Raw genomic sequence first — 17,014 nt, forward strand, 5'->3', positions numbered from 1 at the left:
GGCTGGTTGGAGGCGGCGGGGTCAGACCCGACGCAGTACCGCCACGACCTTGCCGAGGATGGTCGCCTCGTCGCCGGGGATCGGCTGGTAGGCGGAGTTGTGCGGGAGCAGCCAGACATGGCCGTCCTCGCGCTTGAAGCGCTTGACCGTGGCCTCGCCGTCCAGCATTGCGGCGACGATGTCGCCGTTCTCCGCGACCGGCTGGCGACGCACCGTGACCCAGTCGCCGTCGCAGATGGCCGCCTCGATCATCGAGTCGCCGACGACCTTGAGGACGAAGAGCTCGCCGTCGCCCACGAGCTGGCGGGGCAGCGGGAACACGTCCTCGACCGACTCCTCGGCGAGGATCGGGCCGCCGGCCGCGATCCGGCCGACCAGGGGAACGTAGGACGCAGCGGGCTTGCCCGTGGTGTCCGTGGGCTGCGAGCTGGGCTGGTCGGAGCCGCGCACTTCATACGCCCGGGGGCGGTGCGGGTCGCGCCGCAGGAAGCCCTTCCGCTCCAGAGCCATCAGCTGGTGGGCGACGGACGACGTGCTCGACAGGCCGACGGCCTGGCCGATCTCCCGCATGGATGGCGGGTAACCCCGACGCTGCACGGAGTCGCGAATGACCTCGATGACCCTCCGCTGCCGGTCCGTGAGCCCGGAACTGTCGGCGCGGATGCCTGGAGGTCGACCTGGCAGCGAGCGCGCGGGGCGTACGACGGGCTCCGCCTCCGGGTTCAGGTTTGCGTCGTTCATGGCATGCACCGGCTCGAGTCGGCTCTGGGAGCGGTTCTGGGCAGTGATGGTGGCACTGTCTGCGGTCGTGGTCACGTCGGCCCCTCTCGAAATGTTCTCCCTAGCTGGACAACGGTAGTAGCTTTCGAAAGGTTGCGCCAAACACACGTTCGAGTGAAAAATCGCAGATCGTCCTGCGTGGGCATTTCAAGGGGTGTATAGACACTCGGTCCGCCGAACGCGGGTTCGGCTCGGCGTCCGCTGCTTACGGTACCCTTCCCGGTCGGGTCGGCACCTGCCGGGGCCGCGCCAGTGTGGCATCGCGAGACCCCGTATCCGGCTATCGGACGGTGCGACACGCGGAGTGGGGTAAATCCGCCGCAACCCAAGATCTAGTGGTTGGATGGGCGCTGCCACCCAGAGGTTGTGGTCCTCGGTCTGCCGAGGGTCCCGACATCGCATATGCTGGTGGCTGCTTCACGAGCCCCCGACAGAGCCTGTCTCTGTCGTTCAGGGGCCCCGTGGGGTGATTCAGTCGTGCCGTGAGGGAGGGTGAGGGAACCATGCACTGCCCCTTCTGCAGGCACCCCGACAGCCGCGTCGTCGACAGTCGCACCACGGACGACGGCACGTCGATCCGCAGGCGCCGTCAGTGCCCCGACTGCTCCCGTCGTTTCACGACGGTGGAGACGGCCTCGCTGATGGTGATCAAGCGCAGCGGGGTGACCGAACCCTTCAGCCGTACCAAGGTCATCTCCGGCGTGCGCAAGGCGTGCCAGGGGCGGCCGGTCACCGAGGACGCCCTCGCCAAGCTCGGCCAGCGGGTCGAGGAGGCGGTGCGCGCCACCGGGAGTGCCGAGCTGACCACCCACGACGTGGGTCTGGCCATCCTCGGCCCGTTGCAGGAGCTCGACCTGGTCGCGTACCTGAGGTTCGCGTCCGTTTACAAAGCGTTCGACACCCTTGAAGACTTCGAGACCGCCATCGTGGAACTGCGCGAGCGGCGGCCTCACCCCGAAGAGTGCGAGCCCGGGGGGACCGGTTCGGTCCCCGTGCCCGCCTCCGCCGCCGACTGACCGGACGGCCCTCGCCCTGGTGCTCGCGCACCGCGGTGTGGCCGGTCAGCCGAGCGAAGAGACGTAGATACAGATACACAGCACCGTGCCGCGGAATAGCGCTGGCACTTTAGGGCGTTTTGCCCGCATTGGGAGGCGGCATGACAGAGACGGCGAGCAGCTCGGCACGTGGTTCCCGCGCCAAGGGGACCAAGGCCGCCAAGGGCGGCCTGCGTATCGAGCGCATCCACACCACCCCCGGCGTGCACCCTTACGACGAGGTGAGCTGGGAGCGTCGTGACGTCGTCATGACCAACTGGCGCGACGGCTCGGTCAACTTCGAGCAGCGCGGCGTCGAGTTCCCCGACTTCTGGTCGGTGAACGCGGTCAACATCGTCACCAGCAAGTACTTCCGCGGCGCGGTCGGCACCCCGCAGCGCGAGACCGGTCTGAAGCAGCTGATCGACCGGATCGTGAAGACCTACACGAAGGCCGGCGAGGACTTCGACTACTTCTCGTCGCCCGCCGACGCGGAGATCTTCGAGCACGAGCTGACCTACGCCCTCCTGCACCAGATCTTCAGCTTCAACTCCCCGGTGTGGTTCAACGTCGGCACGCCCCAGCCGCAGCAGGTCTCCGCCTGCTTCATCCTGGCCGTCGACGACTCCATGGAGTCGATCCTCGACTGGTACAAGGAAGAGGGCATGATCTTCAAGGGCGGCTCCGGCGCCGGCCTGAACCTCTCCCGCATCCGCTCCTCCAAGGAGCTCCTCTCCTCCGGCGGCAACGCCTCCGGTCCGGTCTCCTTCATGCGCGGCGCCGACGCGTCCGCAGGAACGATCAAGTCGGGCGGCGCCACCCGCCGCGCGGCCAAGATGGTCGTCCTGGACGTGGACCACCCGGACGTCGAGGACTTCATCGCCACCAAGGTGAAGGAGGAGGAGAAGATCCGCGCCCTGCGCGACGCGGGCTTCGACATGGACCTGGGCGGCGACGACATCACGTCCGTCCAGTACCAGAACGCCAACAACTCCGTCCGCGTGAACGACGAGTTCATGACGGCCGTCGAGAACGGCACCGAGTTCGGCCTGCGCGCCCGCATGACCGGCGAGGTCATCGAGAAGGTCGACGCCAAGGCGCTCTTCCGCAAGCTGGCCGAGGCCGCGTGGGCCTGTGCCGACCCGGGCATCCAGTACGACGGTGTGATCAACAACTGGCACACCTGCCCCGAGTCCGGCCGCATCACCGCGTCGAACCCGTGCAGCGAGTACATGCACCTGGACAACACGTCCTGCAACCTCGCCTCGCTCAACCTGATGAAGTTCCTGAACGACGACGGCAAGGGCAACCAGTCCTTCGACGCCGAGCGCTTCGCCAAGGTCGTCGAGCTCGTCATCACCGCGATGGACATCTCCATCTGCTTCGCGGACTTCCCGACGCAGAAGATCGGCGAGAACACCCGCGCCTTCCGCCAGCTGGGCATCGGCTACGCCAACCTCGGCGCCCTGCTGATGGCCACCGGCCACGCGTACGACTCGGACGGCGGCCGCACCCTCGCCGCGTCGATCACCTCGCTGATGACCGGTACCGCGTACAAGCGCTCCGCCGAGCTGGCCGCCATCGTCGGCCCGTACGACGGCTACGCCCGCAACGCCGAGTCGCACAAGCGCGTCATGAAGCAGCACGCCGACGCCAACGCCGTCGCGCCGCGCACCGAGGACCTGGACAACGCGATCTGGGCCGCGGCCACCGAGGCGTGGCAGGACGTCATCCGCCTCGGCGAGAAGAACGGCTTCCGCAACTCCCAGGCCTCCGTCCTCGCGCCGACCGGCACCATCGGTCTCGCGATGTCCTGCGACACCACCGGTGTCGAGCCGGACCTGGCCCTGGTCAAGTTCAAGAAGCTCGTCGGCGGCGGCTCGATGCAGATCGTCAACGGCACCGTCCCGCAGGCCCTGCGCCGCCTGGGTTACCAGGAGGAGCAGATCGAGGCGATCGTCGCCCACATCGCCGAGCACGGCGTGGTCGTCGACGCCCCGGGCCTTAAGACCGAGCACTACGAGGTCTTCGACTGCGCCATGGGCGAGCGTTCCATCTCCGCGATGGGCCACGTCCGCATGATGGCCGCGATCCAGCCCTGGATCTCCGGCGCGATCTCGAAGACGGTCAACATGCCGGAGACGGCGACCGTCGAGGAGATCGAGGAGATCTACTTCGAGGCGTGGAAGCTGGGCGTCAAGGCGCTCGCGATCTACCGCGACAACTGCAAGGTCGGCCAGCCCCTCTCCGCGAAGAAGAAGGAAGAGGAGAAGGAGGAGGTCACCGCCAAGACGGAGGAGACCATCCGCGCCGCCGTCGAGAAGGTCATCGAGTACCGCCCCGTCCGCAAGCGCCTCCCCAAGGGCCGCCCGGGCATCACCACCTCCTTCACGGTGGGCGGCGCCGAGGGCTACATGACCGCCAACTCCTACCCGGACGACGGTCTGGGAGAGGTCTTCCTGAAGATGTCCAAGCAGGGCTCGACCCTCGCGGGCATGATGGACGCCTTCTCGATCGCCGTCTCGGTCGGCCTCCAGTACGGCGTGCCGCTGGAGACCTACGTCTCGAAGTTCACCAACATGCGCTTCGAGCCGGCCGGCATGACGGACGACCCGGACGTGCGGATGGCGCAGTCGATCGTCGACTACATCTTCCGCCGCCTGGCGCTGGACTTCCTGCCCTTCGAGACCCGCTCGGCCCTCGGCATCCACACCGCCGAGGAGCGCCAGCGCCACCTGGAGACCGGTTCGTACGAGCCCCTCGAGGACGAGCTGGACACCGAGTCGCTGGCCCAGTCGGCCCCGCTCGCCGCGGTTCCGTCGGCCCCGCAGCCGGTCGTGGCCGTCCCGGCCCCGGCCCAGAAGACGGCGCACAGCAACGCCGAACTGGTCGAGATGCAGCTCGGCGTCTCCGCCGACGCCCCGCTCTGCTTCTCCTGCGGTACGAAGATGCAGCGCGCCGGCTCCTGCTACATCTGCGAGGGCTGCGGCTCGACCAGCGGCTGCAGCTGACGACGAGCGGACACCGCGTCCGAGGCACATTGAGCACCGCGTGCCGAGGTCGTTGACCTGCGGATGAGAGAGGGAGTCGCCCCTGGGGGCGGCTCCCTCTCCGGCGTGTGATGGGGTGGTCCGGTGATCGCCACCATGCGCTGGGAGCGCGAACTGCACCAGCGCGGAGCCCGCTCCGCCTACGCCGTGGGGGAGGACTGCGTCGTCCTGCACGAGCGCCTCACCCGGCTGGTGTGCGTGGAGCGGGCCGACGGCGCGGTGCGCTGGGACATCCCCGCGGGGACCTGGCCGCGCGCGATCGTGCTCGCGGGGGACCGCGTGCTCGTGCTGCCGCAGCAGCCCGACCGGCTGTCGTGCCTGGACCTGGGGACCGGCGCGGTGCTGTGGAGCGTCCCGACGCCGCGCTTCACGGGACACCTCGCGGTCACGGGCGACTCCGTCGTGATCGGGGGTTGGCGCGGATACACGCCGATGGCCGGGCTGGACCTGGCCGACGGTCGCGTGAGGTGGACCAAGGAGCCCGCGGTGCACTGGGTGACACCCCTCGTGTGGGGTGGCGGGGTACTGACCGGTGCCGGTTCCGACGCGGTGCTGTTCGACGCGCGCGGCGGTGGCGAGAGCGCCCGGTGGCGGCTGCCGGAGCCGTTGTCCGGCCCGGACGGCGATGTGTTCATCTCCCTGGGCGGCGAACGGGTCGCGGCGAGGTGCGGCCCGTCCGCGCTCGCGGCCTTCGGGTGCGACTCGGGCGTGGCCGACTGGCACCGTGCGTACGAACCGTTCGCCGGGTTCGGGTACGCCGCCGGATCGGTGTGGATGCACCGGCCGCGTTCCGGCCACCTCGCCGTCGACCCCGCCGACGGGACCCGACGGTGGCCCACCGACACCGGCGCGGGGCAGGGGTTGGTTCCCGGCGTGGTGCCGTCCGCCGACGGGTTCCTGGTGGGCGCCGACAACGGGCTGTTCTTCCGGCTGGGGCCCGACGGCCGGGCCGTCTCCCGGTGTTCGTCGGGCCGCCGGCTCGACAGGCTGGTCGACGCGGGGAACGGCGAGGTGTTCGTTGTCGCCAAGGGGACCTTCGGACGGTGGGCCGTCAGTGCGGGATGCGGCGGGCCGGCCGGGTGACGAGGCCCTCGCGGAACTCGGCGATCCGTGAGTGGACCTGGCGCATCAGGTGCGTGTCCTCGATCCGGTCCAGGTACAGGCAGCGCGCGGCCAGGCCCGGCAGGTCGAAGGCGAAGCACAGGGACATCAGCGGGTTCACGAAGAGCTCGCTGCCGCTGGTGCGGGTGGTGAACCGGACGTCCCCGAACGAGCCGCGGACCGCCGCGGCGATCGAGCCGTTCACGATGCTGGGGCGCTCCGGGGTGTGCTCCTGGGCGTGGGCCACGGCGTCCAGGAAGAGCGCCCCCTCCCGGGTGGCGCGCGGAATCGAGAACGCGCCGAGGTACGCACCGTCGCGCTCCAGCGCCGCGATGTTCTCCAGCACCAGCGCGTGACTGACCCCGTGGTACGCGTCCACCCCGAAACCCACCGACACCACCAGGCGTTCCGGTACGTCGTCCAGCGCGGCCAGTGCCGCGACGCTGGTCAGGTCCTCCTCGGGGGTGCCGAGGCCCGCCTCGTCGCCCCGCATCAGGATGTCCGTGCCCCCGTCGACCAGCACGACCGCGTCGATGCGGTGCAGGTCGATCAGGGCCCGGTACGCGGCCCTCAGCGGCTGCACCCCGATCTGGGGGAAGGCGTACACGGTGGCCGGGTAGCGGTGGATCTCCAGCCACCGGGCCAGGGTCCGCTCGGGGAAGTAGGACTGGTGGGGCGCGGACCGCGGAGTGACCGCGGCGAGGTCGGGGGCCTGCCACTCCTCTACGGGCAGGCCTGCGAGCGAGCTGAAGGAGAGGTTCGCCAGGTGGACTTCCTTGCCCTGGTGCATGAGGGAGAGGGCGATGGGGAGTCCGGCGTAGATGTCGAAGCCGCCTCCCGCGCCTGCGACCAGGATGCGTTCGGCGCCCGCGAGGCGGGCGAAGAGGGGGTTGGTGTGCAGCGACGTCATGGCGATCATTGTGCGGGGCGGGGCGCGCACGCGCCCCGGGATTTCACCGCGGCAGTGGTGCGGTGACGGTACGGATGACGGGGAGACGGGGCAGTCATGTGGAGTGGTGACGAGCTGGATCTGGACGCGTACCTGGCGCGGATCGGAGTGCGGGGACCTTCCGGCGGGGGTGGGGAACTCCGGGCGGACCTCGCGACGTTGTACGAAGTGCACCGCGCCCACACCGCCGCCGTCACCTTCGAGAACCTGGACGTCCTGCTCGGCCGCCCCGTCGAGCTGGACGTGAAGGCGATCGAGGACAAGCTCGTGCACGCCCGCCGAGGCGGGTACTGCTACGAGCAGAACTCGCTGCTGGCCGCTGCCCTGGAGCGGATCGGCTTCGAGGTCTCCGGGCGCGGTGCCCGCAACCGCACCCGCGGGGACTCCCTGACGGCCGTGACGCACGCCGTCCTCGTCGTCACCGTCGAGGGCGAACCGTGGCTGTGCGACGCCGGGTTCGGCTACCAGGGGCCCCGCGAGCCCGTCCCGCTGGGCCGGCCCGGCGTCGAGGTGCGGCAGGGGGAGTGGACGTACCGCGTCCGCGAGGAGGAGGACGGCATCCTCGTGCTGTGCCTGCTGCGCGAGGGGACGTGGCGGGACCTGTACGCGTTCTCCCCGCAGCGCTACCACCCCGTCGACTACGTGCTGTTGAACCACTACAGCTCCACACACCCCCGCTCCGCCTTCGTCTCGCGGGTCATCGTGCAGCGGCCCGGCGACGGCGACCGCCTGGCGCTGGTCGGGCGGGAGCTCACCCGGCTGCTTCCCGACGGGCGGGTGGAGCGGGAGAGCGTGGCGGCGGACGAGCTGCTCGCCGTGCTCGACCGGGAGTTCGGGCTTCGGCTGTCCGAGCGGGACGGGGCGGAACTGGTGCGGATCCAACGCGCCGGGGACTGACCCGGGCCCCACGGGGCCCGTACGATGGCGCAGTGCTGGTCAAGTGGATTCGCTGCACGGTGACGGACCGACGCGGGTTCGAGCGGGGGCAGCGTAAATGGGCGGGGCTGCCGGGCGAGCCGGGATTCCGGGGGCAGGGCGGCGGCTGGAGCCGGGGCCGGCAGGGGGTCGCGCACGTCTTCGCGTTCTGGGAGAGCCGCTCCTTCTACGACTCCTTCATGGCCCGCAGCCACGACCGGCTGGCCGCCGCGCAGAACGGCACCTACACCGATCTGCGCGTCACCCTGTTCGACCACCGCTTCGACGTGAAGACGGGCTTCGAGCCCCGGTTCACGGACGCCGACGTCGTGCGCGTCGCGCACACCAAGGTCCGCGAAGGCCGGGTCGACCACTTCGCCCTGATGCAGGAGAAGGTGTGGAACCCGGCCATGGCGGGCTCGCCCGGGATGGTCAGGGGCCTCTTCGGCGAGGCCCCGGGCCGGGAGTTCCTGGTGCTGTCGATGTGGCACGCGGCCGCCGAGCACGGCAAGTACCGCCAGGAGCGGGTGGAGCGGCTCTCCCTGCGCGCCCAGATCCAGGCCGACGTCGAGGCCCTCACCGGTGACGTCGTCGACCTCGAGCCGTCCTGGACGGTGTGACCGTATGTCCGTACGACGATCGGCGGGCGGGGTGGAGGGCTGACCGGCGTGCCCGTCGGTCGGCCCGCCGGCGGCCGAATAGGGTCGTGGGATGTCTCGACCACGTCGCATCGTCCTTGTCCGGCACGGGGAATCGGAGGGTAACGCCGACGACTCGGTGTACGAGCGGGAGCCCGACCACGCCCTGCGGCTGACCAAGCAGGGGCACGAACAGGCCGCGGCGGCCGGCGAGCGGCTGCGCGAGCTCTTCGGCGACGAGACGATCAGCGCGTACGTCTCCCCCTACCGGCGGACCCTGCAGACCTTCCGGGAGCTGCGGCTGGATCCGACCCGGGTGCGGATGCGCGAGGAGCCGCGGCTGCGCGAGCAGGACTGGGGAAACTGGCAGGACCGGCAGGACGTACGACTCCAGAAGGCGTACCGGGACGCGTACGGGCACTTCTTCTACCGGTTCGCGCAGGGTGAGTCGGGTGCCGACGTGTACGACCGGGTCGGGTCCTTCCTGGAGAGCCTCTACCGCAGCTTCGAGGCCCCCGACCACCCCGAGAACGTGCTGCTGGTGACGCACGGTCTGACGATGCGGCTGTTCTGCATGCGCTGGTTCCACTGGTCGGTCGCGGAGTTCGAGGCCCTGTCCAATCCCGGGAACGGCGAATTCCGGGTGCTCTTGCGCGGCCCGGACGGCCGGTACCGGATGGACCGCCCGTTTGAGCGGTGGACCACACCCGAGCCTTATGACCTCGACGGCTAGAGTGGCCCGCGATGACCCCTGATTCCACTCCCGAACGGCGCTACGCACGCGCCATGTCCAGCCTCCGAGGGCTGGCACTGGGTGACGCCCTGGGCTCCCAGTACTTCGTCCCCGTGAACTACCCGCTGCTCAAGCGGCGCGAGCTGCCCGCCGGTACCGAGACCTGGCAGTGGACCGACGACACCGAGATGGCCTGCTCGGTGGTGGCCGTACTGGCCGGGCACGGCCGCATCGACCAGGACGCGCTGGCGAGCTCCTTCGCCCACCACCACGACTTCGACCGGGGCTACGGGCCCGCCGTGAACCGGATGCTGCGTCTGGTCCGGGAGGGCGAGGACTGGCGCACGCTGGCCGCCGAACTGTTCAACGGGCAGGGCTCCTGGGGCAACGGCGCCGCGATGCGGATCGCTCCGCTCGGCGCCTGGTACGCGGACGACCCGGAGCAGGCCACGCACCAGGCGGAGATCTCCGCCTACACCACCCACCAGCACCGCGAGGCGGTGTGCGGGGCCATGGCCGTCGCCGCGGCGGCCGCGCTCGCGGCGGCTCCCGAGGATCCGCCGAAGGCCTCCGACCTGCTGGACGGGGTGATCGCACTGGTGCCGCGCAGTGCGGTGGGCGCCGGGCTGCGGCGGGCGAGGGACATGCTGGACTACGGCGACGCGACCACGGTCGCGGCGGTCCTGGGCTGCGGGCGGCGCACGAGCGCCCATGACACCGTGCCCTTCGCCCTGTGGTCGGCGGCGCGTTCGCTGGACGACTACGAGCGCGCGTTCTGGACCACCGCGCAGGTGGGCGGCGACGTCGACACGACCTGCGCCATCGTCGGCGGCGTACTGGGCGCGCGCGGCGACGAGGTGCTGCCGGCGGCGTGGCTGGCGCGCACCGAAGCCCTGCCGGCCTGGCTGCCGGAGGCGGCGTCGCGCTAGGTCGTGGCCAAGTCGGGCCGGGGGCACCCCTGATGGGGTGCCCCCTTCCGTTTGTCACGGTCCTGCCACAGACCCCTTTTGATCCTGTTCAAAACTGCCCGGCACCGGCCTACGCTGTCCGCTCAGCTGCCCCAACCGGAAGACCGGGGCAGCCTGCAGGGGAGGGGAACCCGATGTCAGAGAACACCGACGGCGTGGACGAAACCGCGTCCGGGGCCGCCGCCGGGGCCGTACCGGGCGCAGCGGCCGGGCCGGAGGGCAGCGGGTCGCAGCCCGTGGGCCGGACGCCCAGTCCGGCCGAGGGTCCGAGCGGGGGTCCGGGCGAGGGTGTGGCCGCGGGTCCGGCTGGGGGTGCGGTCGGGGGTGCCAACGGGGGCGCCGCCGGGGGTGCCGTTCCTGCGCCGCCCGCCGCGCAGGCTCCCGGAGGCGCCGCGTACAACGCGTGGCAGCCGCCCCGGGCCCGGGCCGGATCCCATTCCGGGGCCCCGGCCGCGCCTTCGTGGGCCGCACGGGTGCGCCCCGCCGAGGCCGCACCCGTGCGGACCGCGACCCTCGCCGCGGCCCTCGCGGCCGGACTCGCCGCCGCCCTGCTCCTCGGTGACGGCCTCGGCCCCGGCCTGCCGCTCGCCGTGCTGCCCGCCGTCGTCGCCGCGTACGTCGCCGCCCGCGCGGCCGGTCGGGCGGCCCGCCCCTGGACCCTGGTCTGGGCGGTCGGCTGCCTCGCCCTCCTCGTCGTACCGGCCCTGCGCGACTCCGCGTGGCCGTCCACGCTCGCGATCCTGTCCGCCATCCTGCTCGGCTCGCTCGCCCTGCACGGCGGCCGCACCTGGCCGGGGGTGCTGCTCAGCCCGTTCGGCCTCGTCGAGTCCGCCGTGACCGGCACCGGCTGGGCCTGGGCGGGGCTGCGCTCGCGGAGCGGGGGGATCAGCAAGGACCGCTGGCTGCCCATCGTGAAGGCGGCCGTCGTGGCCGTGGCGCTGCTGATGATCTTCGGCACGCTCTTCGCCTCCGCCGACGCCGCCTTCGCCGATCTGCTGGGCGACCTCACGCCCGAGATCTCCCTCGGGGACGGGCCCGCCCGGACCGCCCTCTTCGTCCTCGGCGCCGTCCTCGCGCTCGCCGCCGCCCGCACCGCCGCGGCCCCGCTGCGCTGGGACCGGATCGAGATCGCCCCGGGCAAGCCGCGCTCCCGCGTCGAATGGGCGCTTCCGCTCATCGTGCTCAACCTGCTCTTCGCGGGCTTCAACGCCGTGCAGCTGGCCGTCCTGTTCGGCGGCTACGACAAGGTCCTGAGCAGCACCGGTCTCACCTACTCGGAGTACGCCCGGCAGGGCTTCTGGCAGCTGCTCTGGGCCACCCTGCTCACCCTCGTCATCATCGCCCTCGCCCTGCGCTGGGCCCCGCGGGCCGGAGCGGGCGACCGACGTTTCGTCCGCGTCGTCCTCGGGGTGCTGTGCGCGATGACGCTGGTGGTCGTGGCCTCCGCGCTGCGCCGGATGGACCTCTACGTGGACGCGTACGGGCTGACCCGGCTGCGCGTGTCGGTGGCCGCGATGGAGCTGTGGCTCGGGCTGGTCATCGTACTGATCATGGCGGCCGGGGTGTTCGGCGCGCGCTGGCTGCCGCGCGCGGTCGCGGGCAGCGCGGCCGCCGCCGTCCTGGCCTTCGGCCTGCTGTCCCCGGACGGCATGGTCGCCGAGCGCAACGTGGCCCGCTACAAGGCCGACAACAAGATCGACCTCGCCTACTTCCAGTCCCTGTCGGCGGACGCGGTGCCCGCCCTCGACACGCTGCCCGAGCCGCAGCGGTCCTGCGCCCTGCGGGGGATCGGCGACGAGATGGAGGCGGCCGGCGAGGTCCCCTGGTACGCGATGAGCCTGGGCGAGTACCGCGCCCGGAAGATCCTGCGGGAGCGGCCGGTGGCCGCTTCGTACGCGGAGTGCAGCCGCCTCGGCGTCTTCGGAAGCCGCGTCGAGTACTAGGCGTTTCGGGTACCGGTCCTTCGCGTACCGGCTTTCGCTCACCAGGAGTTCGCGTACGAAGGGCCCGGGCGCGGGATCTCTCCCGCGCCCGGGCCCTTCGCACGGCCGGAGGCGTTCAGGCGGCCGGGCCGGCCTTCGCGGCGGAGCCGTTCAGGGCCTCCAGGTCGCTCTTGCGCACCCGGATCACCAGCAGGGCGGTGGCCAGGGCCAGACCCGCCATCGCGACGGCGGCGAAGAACGCGGTCGAGATGCCGTGGGCGAGCACGAGGTCTCCCCAGGGGTCGGGCAGCCGCCCGGAATCCTTGGCGGCGGCCAGCTGACCCGGATCGGCCTGGGCCATGAAGGCCGCGGTCTGCTCCTCGGCCTCGCTGCGGGTGGCCGTGCCGAAGACGGTGACCAGGATCGACAGGCCGAGCGAGCCGCCCACCTGCTGGCTGGCGTTGAGCAGCCCGGAGGCCGCGCCGGCCTCCCTCGGCTCGACGCCGGAGACGGCGGTGAGGGTGAGCGTCACGAAGTTGAGGCCCATGCCGAAGCCGAACAGCAGCATCGGCCCGAGCACCCCGGAGACGTACGAGGAGTCGGTCCGGAGGAAGGTCAGCCAGGTGAGCCCGGCCCCCACGAGGGCGGTTCCGGTGACCATGAACGGCTTCGGGCCCAGGCGCGGCAGGAACCGCTGCGAGAGGCCGGCCGCCGTGACGATGGCGACGGTCACGGGCAGGAAGCCGAGCCCGGACTGGATCGGGGTGAATCCCAGTACGTTCTGCACGAACTGGACGATGAAGAAGAACATGCCGAACATCGCGGCGGCGAGGCTGAGCATGATCACGTAGGTGCCGGCGCGGTTGCGGTCGGCGAACATCCGCAGCGGGATGATCGGCTCGCGGGCCGTGGACTCGATGGCCACGAACAGCGTGAGCAGGACGACGGCCGCGGCGAACGAGCCGAGGGTGAGGGAGTCGCGCCAGCCGTCCTCGGAGGCGCGGATGAATCCGTAGACGAGCGAGGCCATGCCGCCGGTGGAGGTGAGGGCGCCGGCGATGTCGAAGCGGCCGGGGTGGCGCTCGGACTCGCTGATGTAGAGCGGGGTCAGGACCGCGATCAGCACGCCGATCGGCACGTTGACGAAGAGCACCCAGCGCCAGTCGAGCCACTCGGTCAGCATGCCCCCCGCGAGCAGGCCGATCGCGCCGCCGCCGGCGGAGACGGCGGCGAACACCCCGAAGGCCCGGTTGCGTTCGGGCCCCTCGGCGAAGGTCGTGGTGATCAGCGCGAGGGAGGTCGGCGAGGCGATGGCGCCACCGACGCCCTGCAGGGCGCGGGCGGCGAGCAGCTGCCAGGGCTCCTGGGCGAAGCCGCCGAGGAGCGAGGCCAGCGTGAAGAGCAGGATTCCGGCCATGAAGACGCGGCGCCGGCCGAGGATGTCGCCGGCCCGGCCGCCGAGCAGGAGCAGGCCGCCGAAGGTGAGGGTGTAGGCGCTGAGCACCCAGGAGAGGTCGGTCGTGCTGAAGGCGAGGGCGGTCTGGATGTGCGGGAGCGCGATGTTCACGATGGTCGCGTCGAGCACGACCATGAGCTGGCAGGCGGCGATGACGGCGAGCGCCACTCCGGGGCGCCCCTCCCGGCGGGCCGCGCCCGCTATTCGGGGTGTGGCGAGTTGAGAGCTTGTCACTGAGGATCCCCCCAAAGTGAAATAGTGAACGCATCCGTTCACTGCGGTCTACGGTAGGAGCTCGGCCTTAGGGAACGCAAGCGTTCACTAAGGCTGAAAATGCGTGCGCGGGGCGCGCGTTGGGCGTGCGGACCGGTGGGAGGTTCAGATGATGGTGGGTTCGCGCTGGTCGGCGGCGTCATCGGGGCGGAGGCGGGGTCCCGAACTCGAACGGGCGATTCTCGACGCCGCGTTGGAGCAACTCAGCACGGTCGGCTGGAACGCGCTCACGATGGAGGGCGTCGCGGCGGGAGCGCAGACCGGCAAGGCCGCGCTGTACCGTCGCTGGCCCTCGAAGGCGGACCTGGTGGCCGATGTGCTGCGGTCCGGCCTGCCGCCGATCGGCGAGATCCCCGACCGCGGCTCGATCCGCGAGGACCTCTTCTTCCTGTGCGTGCGGATGCGTGACGTGATGGCCTCGCGGGCCGGGCTGGCCCTGAGGTCGGTGCTTCACGAATGCGACCACGCGCATGCCGGCCGCTTCCACGGGGTGATCACGTCGGGGCTGCACGAACCGGCCCAGCAGCTGATCAGAGGGCTGCTGCGGCGCGGGATCGAGCGGGGTGACGTACGGGCGGACGCGACGAGTCCGTTCGTCGTGGACGTCATTCCGGCGCTGATGATGTACGGGGCGAAGGTGCGCGGGAGCGAATGGGGGGACCCGGAGATCGGGGCGATGATCGACGAGGTCATGGTGCCGGTGCTCAGGGTGTGAGACGCGGTACGGAAGGCGCCGGCAAGCGGCCCGGTGGTGGCCTCGTGGGGTGCCTGGCCCGGGTCCGGCGGGGGTCCGGCAGGGGTCGCGGGGCGGTTCGGCGGGGGCCCGGCAGGGGGCGCGCGGCGGTTCGGCAGGGGCTCCGGCGGGGGCCGGACCGGCGCGGGAGCCGGGCCGGGGTGTGCAGGCGGCGCGGGGCGGCGTAACCTTGCTGGCGCCATGCCGTACGAAGCACCCACCCACACCGTCGAACGCTCCCTCCGTGCAACCACCGGCGCCAAGGTCATCGCCGGGGTCGACGAAGTCGGACGAGGGGCCTGGGCCGGTCCCGTCACCGTGTGCGCGGCGATCACCGGTCTGCGCCGGCCGCCCGCGGGGCTCACCGACTCCAAACTGCTCACACCCAAGCGGCGCGATGCCCTCGTCGAGGTCCTGGAGGCCTGGGTCACCGCGTACGCCCTCGGGCACGCCTCACCGGAGGAGATCGACGAGCTGGGGATGACCGCCGCCCTGCGGCTCGCGGCGGAGCGGGCCCTGGAGTCCCTCCCGGTGCGCCCCGACGCGGTGATACTCGACGGCAAGCACGACTATCTCGGCCCGCCCTGGCGGGTTCGTACGGTGATCAAGGGCGATCAGTCCTGCGTCGCCGTGGCGGCGGCCTCGGTCATCGCCAAGGTCCGGCGCGACCGGATGATGGCCGAACTCGGCCAACAAGGCGACGGAATCGAAGACTTCGGCTTCGCCGCCAACGCCGGATATCCCTCGCCCGTACACCGGGCGGCACTTGAGGAACGGGGGCCCACCCCCTACCACCGGCTCTCGTGGTCGTACCTCGACGCGCTGCCCCGGTGGCGCCACCTGAAGAAGGTGCGCCGCAGCGAGGAATCGATGGAGCTGGAAAACGGAGGCCAACTCGGCTTCGATTTCTGATCGCACCCATGTGCCACCGGCCGGTACGTTTCGTACCGGTGTTTGATAGACATCAACTCGCCTCTCACCCCGCCATCGAGGAGCCTCAGATTCACGAGAGTGCCCAGGGTCCCCGCGTCACGCCGGCCGCCGGCCGCACCGCGCCGACCCCCCGCCCCGTACCTGGTCCGCGTCCCGTAGCCGTACCGCGGCCCGGACGCCCCGGTCCCGTCCGGCCCGCACCGCCCGCGCAGCGTGCGCCGCAGGCCACCCCCGGACCCGTTCCCGCGGCCCCCGCCGCTCCCACCACGCCGTCCGTCTCGGAGGCGGTGCCGCAGATCCAGCTGATCCCGGCCTCCGCCGAGGGCGCGCTGGACGCGGCCGAAGAGGCCGTGGACCTGCTGCTCGACACCGGGCGCGCGCCCGGCGACATCCTGGTGCTCACGACCGGGGACCCGCACCCGTGGGCCGCGCACGAGCTGTCCTTCGGCGAGGCCGCGTACTGGGCCCTCCACGATGCCGGGGACGACGTCTTCTACGCGGACGCGGCGCAGGCCGAGCGTGCCGCCGGTCGCCCCGTCGTGGTCTTCGCGGCCAACGGCGGAGCCGTCGACAGGCTCGCCGGAGCCCTGCCGGTCGCGCTCGCGCGGGCCGGTGCGCTGCTGATCGTGTGCGGCGACCCGCAGCAGATCAACTCCGTGCTGGGTGCGGGCGTCTGACGCCCCGTACCCGGCGAAGGGCGTGGGGCGGGACAGGGCGTGAGCCCGCCCCGCTGAAGCCCGAGGCCTGATCAGCCGTGCGCCCGCTCCAGGGTGTACGGCCGTTAGGCATGCCCGGGTTGGGGCGGTGGGCGTACGGAGGCCGAGGTGCCGCCGCGTTCAGTGTGCCGAGGTCAGCGTGCCGCGGTCCGGCGCAGGGCCTCGGCCGCGCCGCCGCCGGTGTGCAGGGCGAGCGGGGCGAACTCGGCCACGGTGTCGCCGAGGCGCTGCGGCCGCGAGTCGGAGCTGGGCCGCCGGCCGCCCCGGCCTTCGCCCAGCACCTGCCAGCCGCCGCGGGTCAGCGTGATGTACGCGCCGCAGCGCAGGCCGTGCAGGGTGCAGGCGTCGCGCAGCCCCCACATCCAGGCCCCGTCCTCCTCGGTCCACCGCTCGTCGCCCTCCCGGCAGTAGAGCAGCACCGCGGTCCGCACCGGGGTGCGTCTGCGCAGGTCGTGCGGGAGGATCCGGCGCAGCCGGGACAGCAGGGCGTTGCGGTACTCCCAGCCGTCGGCCGAGACCGACCGCTGCACGAAGGACGCGCTCGCCACGAGCTGTTCCTCCGGGCCGAGGACGGCGATGACCGCCGTCGAGGGCACCGGGGCGTGCCGGGAGTGCAGACCGCTGACGACCTCGCGGGGGTTGCGGAGCAGGGGAATGCCCGCCGCGTTCCATTCGGCAGGTTCCAGCAGCCTGCCGTGCCGACTGCTGCCGCCGGTGGCCGTGGTCAGGGACGTGGTCGAGGGCGGGGCGGATCCGAAGGTCACGGTCCTCCCTTCGGGTACACGCCCGCGGACGGGCACTTCTGGAGTTCGG

15 protein-coding genes are annotated in these 17,014 nt (G+C 71.7%); 11 read left to right on the forward strand and 4 right to left on the reverse strand.

Features of this window, described 5'->3' with window-relative positions; genetic code table 11:
* Positions 1–21: 21 nt before the first annotated feature.
* Positions 22–816, reverse strand: coding sequence for a transcriptional repressor LexA (gene lexA, locus AB0O21_RS22730; RefSeq protein ID WP_365173116.1), 795 nt, complete (start codon positions 814–816; stop codon positions 22–24).
* Between the two features lie 467 nt (positions 817–1,283).
* Between lexA and nrdR the strand changes: the two genes are divergently transcribed.
* The 3 genes from nrdR to AB0O21_RS22745 all read left to right on the forward strand — a co-directional run bounded on the left by nrdR (position 1,284) and on the right by AB0O21_RS22745 (position 5,947).
* Positions 1,284–1,796 carry a transcriptional regulator NrdR gene (nrdR, locus tag AB0O21_RS22735; protein ID WP_365173267.1) on the forward strand — a complete coding sequence of 171 codons (513 nt, stop codon included), beginning with the start codon at positions 1,284–1,286 and terminating at the stop codon, positions 1,794–1,796.
* Between the two features lie 140 nt (positions 1,797–1,936).
* Complete coding sequence (locus AB0O21_RS22740; protein ID WP_365173117.1) at positions 1,937–4,825, forward strand: vitamin B12-dependent ribonucleotide reductase; 2,889 nt, start codon at positions 1,937–1,939, stop codon at positions 4,823–4,825.
* Between the two features lie 123 nt (positions 4,826–4,948).
* Entirely contained in the window at positions 4,949–5,947 is a 999-nt protein-coding gene (locus tag AB0O21_RS22745; protein ID WP_365173118.1) for a PQQ-binding-like beta-propeller repeat protein, read from the forward strand.
* Here AB0O21_RS22745 and AB0O21_RS22750 read toward each other — a convergent pair.
* Positions 5,916–6,875 carry a DUF1152 domain-containing protein gene (locus AB0O21_RS22750; protein ID WP_365173119.1) on the reverse strand — a complete coding sequence of 320 codons (960 nt, stop codon included), beginning with the start codon at positions 6,873–6,875 and terminating at the stop codon, positions 5,916–5,918. The two genes, AB0O21_RS22745 and AB0O21_RS22750, sit on opposite strands and share 32 nt — an antisense overlap.
* Before the next feature lie 96 nt (positions 6,876–6,971).
* On the opposite strand from AB0O21_RS22750, the gene AB0O21_RS22755 reads away from it, so the two are divergent.
* The 5 genes from AB0O21_RS22755 (at position 6,972) to AB0O21_RS22775 (ending at position 12,111) form a co-directional block, all read left to right on the forward strand.
* On the forward strand, positions 6,972–7,811 hold the full coding sequence (locus tag AB0O21_RS22755) for an arylamine N-acetyltransferase (RefSeq protein ID WP_365173120.1): 840 nt from the start codon (positions 6,972–6,974) through the stop codon (positions 7,809–7,811).
* Positions 7,812–7,843: 32 nt separating this feature from the next.
* The gene (locus tag AB0O21_RS22760) at positions 7,844–8,449 is read left to right on the forward strand and encodes a YdbC family protein (RefSeq protein ID WP_365173121.1); all 606 of its coding nucleotides are present in this window, start codon (positions 7,844–7,846) and stop codon (positions 8,447–8,449) included.
* Positions 8,450–8,540: 91 nt separating this feature from the next.
* Entirely contained in the window at positions 8,541–9,200 is a 660-nt protein-coding gene (locus tag AB0O21_RS22765; RefSeq protein WP_365173122.1) for a histidine phosphatase family protein, read from the forward strand.
* Between the two features lie 11 nt (positions 9,201–9,211).
* Positions 9,212–10,129, forward strand: a complete 918-nt coding sequence (locus tag AB0O21_RS22770; protein WP_365173123.1) for an ADP-ribosylglycohydrolase family protein — start codon at positions 9,212–9,214, stop codon at positions 10,127–10,129.
* 173 nt (positions 10,130–10,302) lie between these two features.
* The gene (locus AB0O21_RS22775; protein ID WP_365173125.1) at positions 10,303–12,111 is read left to right on the forward strand and encodes a DUF4173 domain-containing protein; all 1,809 of its coding nucleotides are present in this window, start codon (positions 10,303–10,305) and stop codon (positions 12,109–12,111) included.
* Between the two features lie 115 nt (positions 12,112–12,226).
* Here AB0O21_RS22775 and AB0O21_RS22780 read toward each other — a convergent pair whose 3' ends face one another.
* Positions 12,227–13,780 carry an MFS transporter gene (locus tag AB0O21_RS22780; RefSeq protein ID WP_365173126.1) on the reverse strand — a complete coding sequence of 518 codons (1,554 nt, stop codon included), beginning with the start codon at positions 13,778–13,780 and terminating at the stop codon, positions 12,227–12,229.
* 151 nt (positions 13,781–13,931) lie between these two features.
* Between AB0O21_RS22780 and AB0O21_RS22785 the strand changes: the two genes are divergently transcribed.
* The 3 genes from AB0O21_RS22785 to AB0O21_RS22795 all read left to right on the forward strand — a co-directional run bounded on the left by AB0O21_RS22785 (position 13,932) and on the right by AB0O21_RS22795 (position 16,162).
* Positions 13,932–14,534 carry a TetR/AcrR family transcriptional regulator gene (locus AB0O21_RS22785; protein WP_365173269.1) on the forward strand — a complete coding sequence of 201 codons (603 nt, stop codon included), beginning with the start codon at positions 13,932–13,934 and terminating at the stop codon, positions 14,532–14,534.
* A 219-nt stretch (positions 14,535–14,753) separates the two neighbouring features.
* Positions 14,754–15,464 carry a ribonuclease HII gene (locus AB0O21_RS22790; RefSeq protein WP_365173128.1) on the forward strand — a complete coding sequence of 237 codons (711 nt, stop codon included), beginning with the start codon at positions 14,754–14,756 and terminating at the stop codon, positions 15,462–15,464.
* 8 nt (positions 15,465–15,472) lie between these two features.
* Positions 15,473–16,162, forward strand: a complete 690-nt coding sequence (locus AB0O21_RS22795) for a hypothetical protein (RefSeq protein ID WP_365173130.1) — start codon at positions 15,473–15,475, stop codon at positions 16,160–16,162.
* Positions 16,163–16,335: 173 nt separating this feature from the next.
* Here the strand turns inward: AB0O21_RS22795 and AB0O21_RS22800 are convergent, their stop codons facing one another.
* Entirely contained in the window at positions 16,336–16,965 is a 630-nt protein-coding gene (locus tag AB0O21_RS22800) for a hypothetical protein (protein WP_365173131.1), read from the reverse strand.
* Positions 16,966–17,014 lie beyond the last annotated feature (49 nt).

The organism is Streptomyces sp. NPDC091371, assembly GCF_040684275.1.
Lineage (GTDB): Bacteria > Actinomycetota > Actinomycetes > Streptomycetales > Streptomycetaceae > Streptomyces.

Coding starts and splice junctions, on each gene's coding strand:
- nrdR (WP_365173267.1), top strand. CDS start 1,284: ATGCACTGCCCCTTCTGCAGGCACCCCGACAGCCGCGTCGTCGACAGT.
- AB0O21_RS22740 (WP_365173117.1), top strand. CDS start 1,937: ATGACAGAGACGGCGAGCAGCTCGGCACGTGGTTCCCGCGCCAAGGGG.
- AB0O21_RS22750 (WP_365173119.1), bottom strand. CDS start 6,875: ATGACGTCGCTGCACACCAACCCCCTCTTCGCCCGCCTCGCGGGCGCC.
- AB0O21_RS22755 (WP_365173120.1), top strand. CDS start 6,972: ATGTGGAGTGGTGACGAGCTGGATCTGGACGCGTACCTGGCGCGGATC.
- AB0O21_RS22765 (WP_365173122.1), top strand. CDS start 8,541: ATGTCTCGACCACGTCGCATCGTCCTTGTCCGGCACGGGGAATCGGAG.
- AB0O21_RS22770 (WP_365173123.1), top strand. CDS start 9,212: ATGACCCCTGATTCCACTCCCGAACGGCGCTACGCACGCGCCATGTCC.
- AB0O21_RS22775 (WP_365173125.1), top strand. CDS start 10,303: ATGTCAGAGAACACCGACGGCGTGGACGAAACCGCGTCCGGGGCCGCC.
- AB0O21_RS22785 (WP_365173269.1), top strand. CDS start 13,932: ATGGTGGGTTCGCGCTGGTCGGCGGCGTCATCGGGGCGGAGGCGGGGT.
- AB0O21_RS22790 (WP_365173128.1), top strand. CDS start 14,754: ATGCCGTACGAAGCACCCACCCACACCGTCGAACGCTCCCTCCGTGCA.
- AB0O21_RS22795 (WP_365173130.1), top strand. CDS start 15,473: ATGTGCCACCGGCCGGTACGTTTCGTACCGGTGTTTGATAGACATCAA.